Origin of the sequence: Streptomyces sp. NPDC014733 (genome assembly GCF_043083385.1) — a bacterium.
Taxonomy (GTDB): Bacteria; Actinomycetota; Actinomycetes; order Streptomycetales; family Streptomycetaceae; genus Streptomyces.
This window is the reverse complement of record NZ_JBIBYO010000002.1, coordinates 31,570-43,757: the sequence shown is the minus strand read 5'-3', so window position 1 is coordinate 43,757 and position 12,188 is coordinate 31,570. Positions and strand designations below refer to the sequence as shown.

Here is a 12,188-nt window from a genome sequence, read left to right as displayed (position 1 = left end):
GCCGTTCCGCGCCCCGCGGGCCGGTGGTGCACCCGGGAGCGGCGGAAGGTCACCTACGGGGACTCCGGAAGGGCCCCTGCCGGTTGCACTCCCGTTGCCTCGTGATTGCTCTGTGATTGCCTTGTGATTGCCCTTTACCTGTAAGGGCGTTGGGGCACGGGGCGCCGCACCGCCGTCCGGCGGACGGGCCGCGGGTTGTCCACACCCCTCCCCCTCCCGGATCCGCCCTGGCAGGATTCCGGTCATGTTTCCGGCGCTCCCGTCGCTCTCCGCACTCCCCCGCCGCCTGGCCGGGGCGCTGCGCCGCCCGCTGCCCGCCGTGGTCTGCGCCGCGGCGGCGCTCGCGCTGCTCGCCTGGTGGCTGTTGCCGCTGGGCGGCGCCCCGTCCCCCCGGGGCACCGTGACGCTGGCGACGGGCGTACCCACCGGCGTGTACGCGCGCTACGGCGAGCTGCTGCGCCAGGACCTCGCCCAGGACATGCCGCAGCTGGACGTCCGGCTGACGCGCAGCGAGGGATCGATCGACAATCTGCGCCAACTCACCTCCGGGCGCGCGGGGTTCACCATCGCGACGGCCGACGCGGTCGCCGCGTACCGGGAGCGCGGCGAGAGGGGCGCGCGCTCGCTGCGGGCCTGCGCGCGGCTCTACGACGACTACATGCAGCTGGTCGTACCGGAGGGATCGCGGGTGCGCTCGGCGAAGGATCTGCGCGGGCTGCGGGTGGGGGTGGGCGCCGACGGTTCGGGGGTCCAGCTGATCACCCGGCGGCTGATGGCGGCGGCAGGGCTGGACTTCGGCCGCGACATCCGCCCGGTGCGGGTCGGCATCGACACCATGCCGTCGCTGCTGCGCCGCGGGGAGCTGGACGCGTTCTTCTGGTCGGGCGGGCTGCCGACCGCCGCGGTGCAGCATCTGGAGGACCGGTTCCCGGTCCGGCTGGTCCAACTCGGCGACCTGGCGGCCGCGTTGCACCGTCAGGGCGGGCAGTCCCGCTACTACCGGGAGGCCGTGATGCCGGCCGACGCCTATCCGCGGGCGCAGCGCGGGCAGGGCGTGAAGACGATCGCGGTGGCCAATCTGCTGGTCACCACCGACCGGGAGGACGCGGCGCTGACCGAGGCGGTGACCCGGACGGTGATACGGAGCCGGGATGCGATCGGCGAGGAGGTGCACGCCGCGCAGAAGGTGGACCTGCGGACCGCGGTCTTCACCGATCCGCTGGCGCTGCACCGGGGCGCGCGCCGCTACTACGTGTCCGAGAAGCCCTGACGCGGTGCGGCCCGGCCCCCGGCTCCGAGGAGACCGGGGGCCGGGCCGCACATCGGCTCAGGCCGCGGGCGTACCGCCGGGGCGGCGGCCCGCGCGGCTGCGGCGCGGCCGGCGGCGGGCACCCGTCGCGCCCCCGCCGCCACCGCCGCCCGCGGGGTTGCGCCGTCCGCCGCCGGCCGCGGGGCGCCGCCGGGCGGGCTGCTGCGGGGCCGGCGCGGCGAGCTGGACCGGCTCACCCGAGGGGGTGCGGGCGCCGGTGATCCGTATCAGCTCGGTGTCGCCGGGGCGGACCGTGGCGGTGTCCGGGTCGATCTTGGCCTGGCGCATCAGCCGGGTCATGTCGCGGCGCTGGCCGGGGGTGACGAGCGTGACGACGGTGCCGGACTCCCCGGCCCGCGCGGTGCGGCCGCCGCGGTGCAGGTAGTCCTTGGCCTCGGTGGGCGGGTCGACGTTGACGACGAGGTCGAGGCCGTCGATGTGGATACCGCGGGCCGCGACGTTGGTGGCGATCAGCGCGGTGGCGTGGCCGGTGCGGAACTGCTCCAGGGTGCGGTTGCGCTGCGGCTGCGACTTGCCGCCGTGCAGCGCGGCGGCGCGGACGCCCTGGGCGAGCAGGTGCTTGGTGAGCCGGTCGGCGCCGCGCTTGGTGTCCACGAACATGATCACGCGGCCCTCGCGGGCGGCGATCTCGGTGGCGGTGGCGCGCTTGTCGGTGTCGGCGACGTAGAGGACGTGGTGGTCCATGGTCGTGACGGTGGCGGCCGACGGGTCCACGGAGTGGGTGACCGGGTCGGTGAGGAAGCGACGGACCAGTTTGTCGACATTGCGGTCGAGCGTCGCGGAGAACAGCATCCGCTGACCGTTCGGGTCGACCTTCTCCATGAGCCGGGTGACCTGCGGCAGGAAGCCCATGTCGGTCATCTGGTCGGCCTCGTCGAGGACGGTGACGGCGACCTGGTCGAGGGCGCAGGCACCGCGGTCGAGGAGATCGGCGAGGCGACCGGGGGTGGCGACCAGCACCTCGGCGCCGCGGCGCAGCGCGTCGGTCTGCCGGTTGATCGAGGTCCCGCCGACGACGGTGGTGGTCCGCAGCCCGACCGCCTTGGCGTACGGGCCGAGCGCGTCGGCGACCTGCCCGGCGAGTTCGCGGGTGGGAACGAGCACCAGCGCCAGCGGCCGCCGGCTCTCGGCGCGGCGGCCGGCGGTGCGGCTGAGCAGCGCGAGGCCGAAGGCGAGGGTCTTGCCCGAGCCGGTGCGGCCCCGGCCGAGGACGTCACGCCCGGCGAGCGTCGCGGGCAGCGTCGCCGCCTGGATGGGGAACGGCTCGGTGACGCCCTGCGCACCCAGCGCGGTCAGAAGCTCCGGGGCCAGCGGCAGCTCCTCGAAGGAGGCCACGGGCGCGGGGGCGGGCGTCCTGGGGGACGTGCGGGGGGCGGCGCTGCGTCGCGGTGCGGTCGCTCGTGTCACTGAAGGCCCTTCGGGTGGGGTGAGGCGTGGTCGTGTCGACCGCGCACTCCCCCGTGGGACGGCACTCGGGACACGAGGCGTACGGGTGCGCGGTGGGGCGGGGCCGGGGCGGTCGCGGCGTGCGCACCGTCCACCGGAGAGGCGGCGGACGGGGCGGGGCGCGCCCGGTGCCCCGCGGAGACGGGACGGGGCCCGCACCGGCTGGCCGGTGCGGGCCCCGTCCGCGAGACGCGTGGGCGTCAGGCGGGGATGATGTTCTCCGCCTGCGGGCCCTTCGGGCCCTGGGTCACGTCGAAGGAGACCTTCTGACCCTCGAGGAGCTCACGGAAGCCCTGAGCCTGGATGTTCGAGTAGTGGGCGAAGACGTCGGGGCCGCCGCCGTCCTGCTCGATGAAGCCGAAGCCCTTTTCCGAGTTGAACCACTTCACGGTGCCGGAAGCCATAATTTTCTCCTTCATGGGGCACGGAGCCCGCACTGCGCGGACTCCCTGTCGCCGAGATGAGTGCCCGACACCGGAGGATTCCGGTAAAAACACGGAACGCCCGGGGCTACCAGCCTCCGGGCGCACACGACGTTCATGGGTACCACAACTGCAACGCGGTTCACAGTAGCACAGTCCCCACCCGCCCCGGGCGGAGCACCCGCGCCACCCCCGTGACGCCCCGCTCACCCGCCGTGCGGGGCGTTCCGCGGCACCGTCACCCGTACCTGCAGACCGTGCGGCACATGGGGGGCGAAGCGGAGCGTGGCGCCGCCCGCGGCGAGCAGCGCGCGGCTGATGGAGAGGCCCAGACCCGAGCCGGAGACGTTCTGGTGGCGCCCGCTGCGCCAGAAGCGGTCGCCGATCCGGGCCAGCTCGTCGTCGGCGAGGCCGGGTCCGCTGTCGGCGACGGTGATCCGTACGCCGTGGCCGCGCGGGGTGACGGAGACGGTGACGGGGCCGCCGGGCGGGGTGAACTTCAGGGCGTTGTCGACGATCGCGTCGAGGGCGCTGGAGAGGGCGACGGGGTCGGCCCAGCCGGTGACCGCGGCGTGCCCCTCGTAGGTGAGGCGGACGCCCTTGTCGTCGGCGAGCGGGCGCCAGGAGCCGACCCGTTCGGCGGCGAGCGCGGCGATGTCGGTGAGCTGGAGGTCGGCCGCGGCGTGCTCGGCGAGCGCGAGGCCGAGGAGGTCGTCCAGAACACGGGCGAGCCGCTTGCCCTCGGTGCGTACGGAGGCGATCTCGGCGTTGCCCTCGGGGAGTTCCAGGGCGAGCAGTTCGATGCGGAGCAGCAGGGCGGAGAGCGGGTTGCGCAGTTGGTGGGAGGCGTCCGCGACGAAGGCCCGCTGCTGTTCCAGGACGTCCTCGACATGGTCGGCCATCTCGTTGAACGAGCGGGCCAGCCGCCGCAGTTCGGGCGGCCCGGCGGTGGCGGCGACCCGGGACTTCATCCGGCCGGTGGCGATGTCGTGGCTGGCCGCGTCGAGCACCCGCACCGGCCGCAGCACCCAGCCGGTGAGGCGGAAGGCGGCGGCGACGGCGGCGAGCATCGCCGCGCACTCCCCGGCGGCGATCAGCAGCCAGCCGCGCAGGATGCGGTGGCGCAGCTGCCCGGTGGGCGAGTCGGTGACGACGACCGCGACCACGTCACCGTCGCGGATGACGGGCGAGGCGACCGGGATGCGGCCGGTGTCGTCCCACGGCCAGATCTGGTCGGGGTCGTGGCTGCGGTAGCCGGCCAGCGCCTCCTTGAACGCCTGGGCGCCCGTGCCGTCCCGCGCCACCGGCCAGCCGTGCGGGGCGACGGCCATCGGGGTGCGGTCGCGGTGGAAGACCCCGGCCCGGATGGAGTAGAGGTCGTGGTAGCGGGCGAGTTCCGCGGCGAGGGTGGCGCTGCGTTCGTCCTCGTCGCCGGAGGTCTTGGCGGCGGAGCGGTCGGTGACGAACTGCGCGAGGGAGGCGAACCGTGCCGCGTCGTCGATGCGGTCGATGACCACTTTCTGCTGCTCGACACCGGCGGTGATCACCGCGAGCGGCACGCCGAGGGCGAGCAGCACCCCGGCGAGCAGGACGATGAGGAGCGGGAGGAGTCGGGTACGCACGGACCGGCGGGCCTCAGCCGGCCGGGGCGGCGGGCGGGCGCAGCGGGGCGGCGGGGGCGACGAGGCGGTAGCCGACACCGCGGACCGTCTCGATCAGCGCGGGCATCCGCAGCTTGGCGCGGAGCGAGGCGATGTGCACCTCCAGGGTCCGGCCGGTCCCCTCCCAACTGGTGCGCCACACCTCGCTGATGATCTGCTCCCGCCGGAAGACCACCCCGGGGCGCTGGGCGAGGAGGGCGAGGAGGTCGAACTCCTTACGGGTCAGCGGGACGGCGGTGCCGTCGACCGAGACCTGGCGGGTGGGCAGTTCGACGGTGACGGCGCCCAGTCGCAGCGCGTCGTCGGGGCCGCTCTCCTCGGTACGCGGCTCGGCGGGACCGGGCGCGCCGCGGCGGCTGACGGCGTGGATCCGGGCGAGGAGTTCGCCGGTGTCGTAGGGCTTGACGACGTAGTCGTCGGCGCCGAGGTTGAGGCCGTGGATGCGGGAGCGGACGTCGGCGCGCGCGGTGACCATGATGACGGGCACGGAGCGGATCCGGCGGATGCGGCCGCAGACCTCGAAGCCGTCCTGATCGGGCAGGCCGAGGTCGAGGAGGACCACCGCGAACGGTTCGTCGTGGTCGGGCAGGAGCGCATGGAGGGCCTCCTCGCCGTTGCGGGCGTGCACGACGGCGAAGCCGTGCCGTCCGAGCACCGCGGACAGGGCGGCGGCGACATGGTCGTCGTCCTCGACGAGCAGCAGTCTCATCGGCCCGGCCTCCTCCTCGGTGACGGTGGGCGCTGACGGTGTGCGGGAACCACAGGGCATCTACGGCGATGAACGGTGTGCCCGTCAAGGGGCGGCCACGCCCCGGACGCCATCCGTTACGCAGCCGGTACGCCCGGGGACGCCGGGGCGGCTCCGGGGCGCGGGAGAGGGGCGGGCGCCCCGTGCGGGCGCGCCGTGCGCCCATGTCCCCGAACCGGGGCGGCGGGTTCCGGCCGTCGCGGCCGGATTGTGATCCTCAAGTTCCGCTCAGATGTAATGACGCAGGTCGCAGGCCGTCCTACTGTCCTGGCAACCGAGGAGGACGGAGCTACACGCCGATGAGCGAAGTATCGGGGACCGGGAGCACCGAGGCCCCCGCACCGGCCGGGGACCAGTTGGTCGTGCTGGACAACGTCAACAAGCACTTCGGCGCGTTGCACGTGCTCCAGGACATCGACCTGACGATCCACCGTGGTGAGGTCGTCGTGGTGATCGGGCCGTCCGGGTCCGGCAAGTCGACGCTGTGCCGCACGATCAACCGTCTGGAGACGATCGACAGCGGCGCCATCAGCATCGACGGCAAGCCGCTGCCGCAGGAGGGCCGGGAACTGGCCAGACTCCGTGCCGATGTCGGCATGGTCTTCCAGTCCTTCAACCTCTTCGCGCACAAGACGGTGCTGGAGAACGTGGTCCTGGGTCAGACCAAGGTCCGCCGCACGGACAAGGCGGCCGCCGAGAAGAAGGCGCGCGCCCTGCTGGACCGGGTGGGCGTGGGCACCCAGGCGGACAAGTACCCCGCACAGCTGTCGGGCGGTCAGCAGCAGCGGGTGGCCATCGCCCGCGCGCTGGCCATGGACCCCAAGGTGATGCTGTTCGACGAGCCGACGTCGGCGCTGGACCCGGAGATGATCAACGAGGTGCTGGAGGTCATGCAGCAGCTCGCCCGGGACGGCATGACGATGGTCGTCGTCACCCACGAGATGGGCTTCGCCCGCTCCGCCGCCAACCGCGTGGTGTTCATGGCCGACGGCCGGATCATCGAGGAAGCGGAGCCCAACCAGTTCTTCAACAATCCGCGCAGCGACCGCGCGAAGGACTTCCTTTCGAAGATCCTCCACCACTGAGCCCGCGGTCGGGCCACGATGACCGTCCACACCTGTTGCAGACAAAGGACTTTCACCATGAGGATGCGTAAGACGGCCATGGCGTGCGCGGCGGTGCTCGCGCTGGCGGCGACGGCGACCGCGTGCGGCGGCGAGTCGGGCACGGCGGGCGACAAGCCGGCCGGCGGCGACGTCTACAGCGGCACCTACCAGCCCGCGTCCGGCGTCAAGGTCGACTCCCCCGTGCTGCAGAAGGCCCAGAAGGCGCACCAGATCACCATCGGCGTCAAGGCCGACCAGCCGTTCCTCGGTTTCAAGGACACGTCGGGCAAGTACACCGGCTTCGACATCGAGATCGCGAAGATGGTCGCCGCCGACCTCGGCTTCTCCGAGAAGGAGATCGTCTTCAAGACGATCGACTCCAACGTCCGTGAGACCACCATCTCCAAGGGCCAGGTCGACTTCTACGTCGGTACGTACTCGATCAACGAGGAGCGCAAGAAGCAGGTCGACTTCGCCGGGCCGTACTACACCGCGGGCGCCGACCTGCTGGTGGCGCGGGACGACAAGTCGATCACCGGCCCGATGTCGCTGCGCGGCAAGAAGGTCTGCTCCATCGTCGGCTCCACGCCGCTGCAGGAGATCAAGAAGCCGAAGTACGGCGCCGACACCATCGAGCTGTCGAAGTACTCGGACTGCGTCAAGTCGCTGCTCGACGGCCAGGTCGCCGCTGTGACCACCGACGACGCGATCCTCAAGGGCTACGCCGCACAGCGCAAGGACAAGCTGCGCGTCGTCGACAAGCCGTTCACCAAGGAGCCCTACGGCGTCGGCCTGAAGAAGGGCGACAAGGCGCTCCAGGGTGCGATCACCGACGCGCTGGAGAAGCACATCAAGAACGGCGACTACAAGAAGGCGTACGAGGGCACGCTGGGCAAGTCCGGTTCGCCGTTCACCGGCGACACCGCGCCGGAGCTGCCGCTTCCGCGAGGCTGACGCGCTCCCGCCCCGCTTCGGAGGTCAACCGCGTCCGTCCGCCCACCGGTGCGGGCGGACGCGCCCTCCACCGCACTCCCAGGGCTGCGCCCCGTACGCCCGCCGCGCCGGGTGTGCGGGGCGCGCTGCCGTCCGCCGCGCGGGCCCCGCCCCCTTCCCGCCGCCGACCCGACCGCAACCGCGGAGACCCCATGAACGTACTCCTCGATCATCTTCCCGAGTTCCGCGACGGCTTCCTCGGAACCCTGGCGATCACCGCGGCCAGCGCGCTGCTGGCGCTGGTGCTCGGCCTCCTCATAGCCGGCTTCCGGGTCTCCCCGATCCCGCCGCTGCGGGCGTTCGGGACGGCCTGGGTCACGGTGCTGCGGAACACCCCGCTCACCCTGCTCTTCCTCGTCGCGTTCTTCGTCGTGCCGCAGATCCTCTTCCCCGGCACCAGCCCCTTCGCGCTGGCGACGCTGGCGCTGGGTTTCTACACCTCGTCGTTCGTGTGCGAGGCGGTGCGCTCGGGCATCTCGACGGTGCCGATCGGGCAGGCGGAGGCGGCCCGTTCGCTGGGCATGACGTTCTCCCAGACGCTGCGCATGATCGTGCTGCCGCAGGCCACCCGCACGGTGCTGCCGCCGCTCAGCTCCATCTTCATCGCACTGACGAAGAACTCCGCCATCGCGGGCGCCTTCAGCGTCACCGAGCTGTTCAACGTCTCGAAGCTGCTGAGCGACAAGGGTTTCGCCATCGGCTGGATCTTCCTGTGGATCGCCCTGGCCTACCTCGTCATCACCTTCGCGATCAGCGGCCTCTTCCGGGTGCTGGAGCGGCGGATGGGGGTGGCCCGGTGAGCGGGACCGGACGGCGGATCAGTACGACGTGGGTGCCGCGCGCAGGCGGGGCGGATCGAAGCGAGGTATCGGCATGAGCGGCGCCAGCGTTCTCTACGACGCACCGGGCCCGAAGACGAAGGCGCGCAACCGCCTCTACAGCATCGTCGGCACGGTGGCGGTGGTGGCCGTGGTCGCCTTCGTCATCGAACGGCTCAACGCCAAGGGCCAGTTCAAGCCCGAGATGTGGAACATCTTCAACTACGCGGACGTGCGGACCAATCTGCGCGACGGCGTGCTGACCACGCTGGAGGTCTTCGCGGTCGCCGCGGTCCTCTCGCTGGCGCTGGGCGTGCTGCTGGCCGTGGCCCGGCTCTCCGACCACAAGCCGGTGCGCTGGCTGGCGACCGGTTTCGTCGAACTCTTCCGCGCCATCCCGCTGTTGATCACCATCTATGTGCTGTGGGTGATCCTCCTCGCCAACCGCGACGCGCTCGGCCTGTCCGGCAACGGTCCGCAGTTCTGGGCGCTGGTGGTGGGTCTGACCGCGTACAACGGTTCGGTGCAGGCGGAGGTGCTCCGTGCGGGCATCGTGGCGGTGCCGCGCGGGCAGGCCGAGGCGGCGTACGCGCTGGGCATGCGCAAGACGCAGGTCATGACGACGGTGCTGATCCCGCAGGCGGTGCGGGCCATGCTGCCGACGATCATCAGCCAGCTGGTGGTGACGCTGAAGGACACCTCCCTCGGCTACATCATCACGTTCGAGGAACTCCTCTACACCGCCCGCCAGATGAGCACCAACATCATCGTGAACGGCTCGGACACCTATGTTCCGGTCATCATCGTGACGGGCGTCATCTACGTCGCGATGTGTCTGGCGCTGTCCGGTCTGGCGACCTGGATCGAGCGGCGCGGCCGCCGTACGAAGACCGGCGTCGCCCCGGCCACCGCGGCTCCCGCAGGTGACCCGGCCGCCGCGGCCGGCACCGGGAAGGATCCGGCCGCCACCCCGTGACGCCCGCTGAACGGCGGGCCGGACGGACGGTACGGGGGCGGCGGCGGGGGCGACGCCGCCCCGGTCACTTGACGCGGACGGCCGCAGTGGGTTGCATACGCTGTGTGATCACGCACCGGGCTTCAACTGCCAGTTCCCGTACCGCCGCTTCGCCCCTCCGGGGCCGGGGAGCCACCTCGTGGACCCGGTGATCGTCGTGGGGGCGGGCCCGGTCGGCCTCGCCCTCTCCCTCTCGCTCGCCCGTCTGGGCGTCCCCTCCGTCGTCCTCGACGACACCACCGGCCCCGAGCCCGTCCGCCCGGCCCGCACCGCGGTGCTGCGCGAGGACAGCGCGGCGTACGTGGCGCGGCTGGGCTGCGCCGCCGCCCTGACGTCGGCCGGTACCCGCTGGACCGCCTGGCGCACGGTGCGCAGGCGACGCCTGATGGAGCGGGTGGAGTTCGGTCCCGGCGGCACCTGGACGCCCGGCGCCGGCGACGCGCCCGCCTCCCCCCTCCACCTCCCCCAGCACGCGCTGACCGGCGCGCTCCGTACCGCGCTGGAGGGTGAGGAGCTGGCCCGGATCGTCGGCGGCAGCCGCCTGGTGGAGCTGGAGCAGGACGCCGGCGGCGTCAGCGCCCACACCCGCGGCCCCGGCGGCACCTGGTGGCGCGGGAGTTATCTGATCGGCTGCGACGGCCCGCGCTCCACCGTCCGCAAGCTGCTGGAGATCCGCTTCCCGGGCCGCACCTCCGTCGAGCGGCACGCGGTCGCCGCCGTCCGCGCGGATCTGCCCTGGCCCGGCGAGGCTCTGCTGCACCGCGCCCCCGGGCGGCACGGCGTCACGGAGGTCTGCGCCCGGCCGCTGCCGGACGGGGTGTGGCGGCTGGACTGGCTGCTGCCGCCGGGCCGCGATCTGGTCACCCCGGACGCGCTGGTCGCCCGGATCCGCGATTCGCTGGCGGGCTGGGCCGCCGAACCGGCCCTGTCGACCGACGCCGAGGCCGCCCCGCAGCGGCCCCGCGGCCGCGGCCAGGCCCGCCCCGTACCGCCGTACGAACTGCTCGACACCGGCGTCCACACCGTCCACCACCGGCTGGCGCGGCGCTGGCGGCACGGACGGGCCTTCCTCGCCGGGGACGCGGCCCATCTGCTCGGCGCGCTCGGGACACAGGGCCTCGACGAGGGGCTGCGGGACGCCGAGAACCTCGCCTGGAAGCTGGCGCTCGCCTGGCACCACGGGGCGTCCGAGACGCTGCTGGACAGCTACCAGGCCGAGCGGCGCGGCGCGGTGGCCGCCCGGCTGCGCGCCGCCGACCAGGCGCTTCCGCTGCTGCGGGACGGTGGTGCGGGACGTCTGCGGCGCGCGCTGCCGGGCGCCGCGCGCGGTGGCTCCGCGCTCTTGACCGACGGTCATCTGGGGCGGGGGCCGCTGGGCGCGCCGCCGGTACACGCCCGTTCGCCGCTCGCCCCGGCCCCGGCGCACACCGCGGCGGCGCCGGTGGGCACGCTCCCCGGCGCGCCGGTCGCCGACGTCCCGGTGACGGCCGCCGACGGTGCGGTGGTGCCGCTGCGTGAACGGCTGGGCCGAGGGCTGCTGTTGGTACTCGTCGCGCCCGGTACGGGCGTGTGGGAGCCGCGGCACTGGCGGAGCGCCGGACTGATGCCGCGGCTGACCGGCGCGGCCGAGGGGCTGCCCGTCGCCACCGAGGTCCTGGTCGCCGAGGAGTATCCGGGTGCGGCCGCGCACACCGTGCTGCTGGTGCGCCCGGACGGCCATCTGGTCACGGCGATGTCCGGTGTCCACCCGGCCGAGCTGTACGCCTGCGCGGACGCGGTACGCGGCGGAGCCTCCGGCGGGGCGGCGCACCAGCCGTCGGCCGAGGGTGAGGACCCGGCCGTCGGCGACGGGGCGGACGACGGTTCTCCGGGCGCGGAATCCGTGGTTGACCCTGTGGGAACGTCCGTGTTTCACTCCGAACGTGACTGATCACGGCGCGCGTTTCTGGCGGAGGGTCCATCTCGACCTGGTCCGCTACGCGGGCTGCACCTGTCGTCCGTCCTGCTGATCCGCAGCTCCTTCCCGCGCGCCGCCGGCCGTCCGGCCGTGGCGAGCGCGTCTCCTCGCGATCACTCAGGACGGTCTCCCGTGCCCGGTCTCCCCACCCCTGCCCGCCCTCGGACCGCCCCGCCCACGGGCGGTCCGAGCGCCTCGGAACTCCTCGACTTCGTCCGCCACACCGCCGCGGACACCCCCCTCGTCGCCTCCCTCCCGCTGGACCCCGGGGGCCGCACCTGGCTGCGGCTGGACGGTCCGGACGGCAGCGAGGCATGGCTGATCGGCTGGCCGCCCGGTACCGGCACCGGCTGGCACGACCACGGCGGCTCCCGCGGTGCCTTCGCCGCGGCCGCCGGCACGCTGACGGAGGACTCCCTCACCGTCCCGCTCCCCACCGAAGGCTGGACGGTGCTGGGACTGGCCGACGGCGTCGACCGCACCCACACCCTGACCGACGGCCGGGGCCGCGCCTTCGGCCCCCACCACGTCCACCAGGTACGGAACGCCTCGCCCGCCACTCACGCGATCTCGGTGCACGCGTACCACCCGCCGCTCCCCCTGATGCGGCGCTACAGCCGCACCGGCCCTCTCCTCCGCCTCGAAGCGGTCGAGCGGCCGGAGGACTGGGGATGAGTGCGGCGGGGCGCGGG

General features: G+C 73.3%; 11 protein-coding genes. 7 read left to right on the top strand and 4 right to left on the bottom strand.

Going from position 1 to position 12,188, the window contains the following annotated elements:
• The first annotated feature begins 244 nt into the window (after positions 1 to 244).
• The gene (locus ACF1BH_RS05160) at positions 245 to 1,270 is read left to right on the top strand and encodes a TAXI family TRAP transporter solute-binding subunit (RefSeq protein WP_391641047.1); all 1,026 of its coding nucleotides are present in this window, start codon (positions 245 to 247) and stop codon (positions 1,268 to 1,270) included.
• Between the two features lie 57 nt (positions 1,271 to 1,327).
• Here ACF1BH_RS05160 and ACF1BH_RS05155 read toward each other — a convergent pair whose 3' ends face one another.
• From ACF1BH_RS05155 to ACF1BH_RS05140, 4 genes are all read right to left on the bottom strand, one after another.
• Positions 1,328 to 2,935, bottom strand: coding sequence for a DEAD/DEAH box helicase (locus ACF1BH_RS05155; protein WP_391641046.1), 1,608 nt, complete (start codon positions 2,933 to 2,935; stop codon positions 1,328 to 1,330).
• Between the two features lie 41 nt (positions 2,936 to 2,976).
• On the bottom strand, positions 2,977 to 3,180 hold the full coding sequence (locus ACF1BH_RS05150; protein ID WP_030288153.1) for a cold-shock protein: 204 nt from the start codon (positions 3,178 to 3,180) through the stop codon (positions 2,977 to 2,979).
• A 224-nt stretch (positions 3,181 to 3,404) separates the two neighbouring features.
• Entirely contained in the window at positions 3,405 to 4,820 is a 1,416-nt protein-coding gene (locus ACF1BH_RS05145) for a sensor histidine kinase (RefSeq protein WP_391641045.1), read from the bottom strand.
• A gap of 13 nt (positions 4,821 to 4,833) precedes the next feature.
• Complete coding sequence (locus ACF1BH_RS05140) at positions 4,834 to 5,568, bottom strand: response regulator transcription factor (RefSeq protein WP_391641044.1); 735 nt, start codon at positions 5,566 to 5,568, stop codon at positions 4,834 to 4,836.
• A gap of 338 nt (positions 5,569 to 5,906) precedes the next feature.
• Here ACF1BH_RS05140 and ACF1BH_RS05135 point away from each other — a divergent pair, with 338 nt between their 5' ends.
• From ACF1BH_RS05135 to ACF1BH_RS05110, 6 genes are all read left to right on the top strand, one after another.
• Complete coding sequence (locus ACF1BH_RS05135; RefSeq protein ID WP_359041512.1) at positions 5,907 to 6,692, top strand: amino acid ABC transporter ATP-binding protein; 786 nt, start codon at positions 5,907 to 5,909, stop codon at positions 6,690 to 6,692.
• 57 nt (positions 6,693 to 6,749) lie between these two features.
• Positions 6,750 to 7,667: a glutamate ABC transporter substrate-binding protein gene (locus ACF1BH_RS05130; protein WP_391641043.1), complete on the top strand. Its 918-nt coding sequence runs from the start codon at positions 6,750 to 6,752 to the stop codon at positions 7,665 to 7,667.
• Between the two features lie 191 nt (positions 7,668 to 7,858).
• Positions 7,859 to 8,506: an amino acid ABC transporter permease gene (locus ACF1BH_RS05125; protein WP_391641042.1), complete on the top strand. Its 648-nt coding sequence runs from the start codon at positions 7,859 to 7,861 to the stop codon at positions 8,504 to 8,506.
• Between the two features lie 73 nt (positions 8,507 to 8,579).
• Positions 8,580 to 9,500 carry an amino acid ABC transporter permease gene (locus ACF1BH_RS05120; protein WP_391641041.1) on the top strand — a complete coding sequence of 307 codons (921 nt, stop codon included), beginning with the start codon at positions 8,580 to 8,582 and terminating at the stop codon, positions 9,498 to 9,500.
• A 178-nt stretch (positions 9,501 to 9,678) separates the two neighbouring features.
• Positions 9,679 to 11,469 (top strand): FAD-dependent monooxygenase, encoded by a 1,791-nt coding sequence (locus ACF1BH_RS05115; protein ID WP_391641040.1) that lies wholly within the window; start codon positions 9,679 to 9,681, stop codon positions 11,467 to 11,469.
• A gap of 159 nt (positions 11,470 to 11,628) precedes the next feature.
• Positions 11,629 to 12,171, top strand: a complete 543-nt coding sequence (locus ACF1BH_RS05110) for a cysteine dioxygenase (protein ID WP_391641039.1) — start codon at positions 11,629 to 11,631, stop codon at positions 12,169 to 12,171.
• Positions 12,172 to 12,188: the final 17 nt, after the last annotated feature.

Bases quoted from the DNA above. Each gene is read 5' to 3' on its own strand.
- ACF1BH_RS05160 (WP_391641047.1), top strand. From the start codon at position 245: ATGTTTCCGGCGCTCCCGTCGCTCTCCGCACTCCCCCGCCGCCTGGCC.
- ACF1BH_RS05150 (WP_030288153.1), bottom strand. From the start codon at position 3,180: ATGGCTTCCGGCACCGTGAAGTGGTTCAACTCGGAAAAGGGCTTCGGC.
- ACF1BH_RS05120 (WP_391641041.1), top strand. From the start codon at position 8,580: ATGAGCGGCGCCAGCGTTCTCTACGACGCACCGGGCCCGAAGACGAAG.
- ACF1BH_RS05125 (WP_391641042.1), top strand. From the start codon at position 7,859: ATGAACGTACTCCTCGATCATCTTCCCGAGTTCCGCGACGGCTTCCTC.
- ACF1BH_RS05130 (WP_391641043.1), top strand. From the start codon at position 6,750: ATGAGGATGCGTAAGACGGCCATGGCGTGCGCGGCGGTGCTCGCGCTG.
- ACF1BH_RS05135 (WP_359041512.1), top strand. From the start codon at position 5,907: ATGAGCGAAGTATCGGGGACCGGGAGCACCGAGGCCCCCGCACCGGCC.
- ACF1BH_RS05140 (WP_391641044.1), bottom strand. From the start codon at position 5,568: ATGAGACTGCTGCTCGTCGAGGACGACGACCATGTCGCCGCCGCCCTG.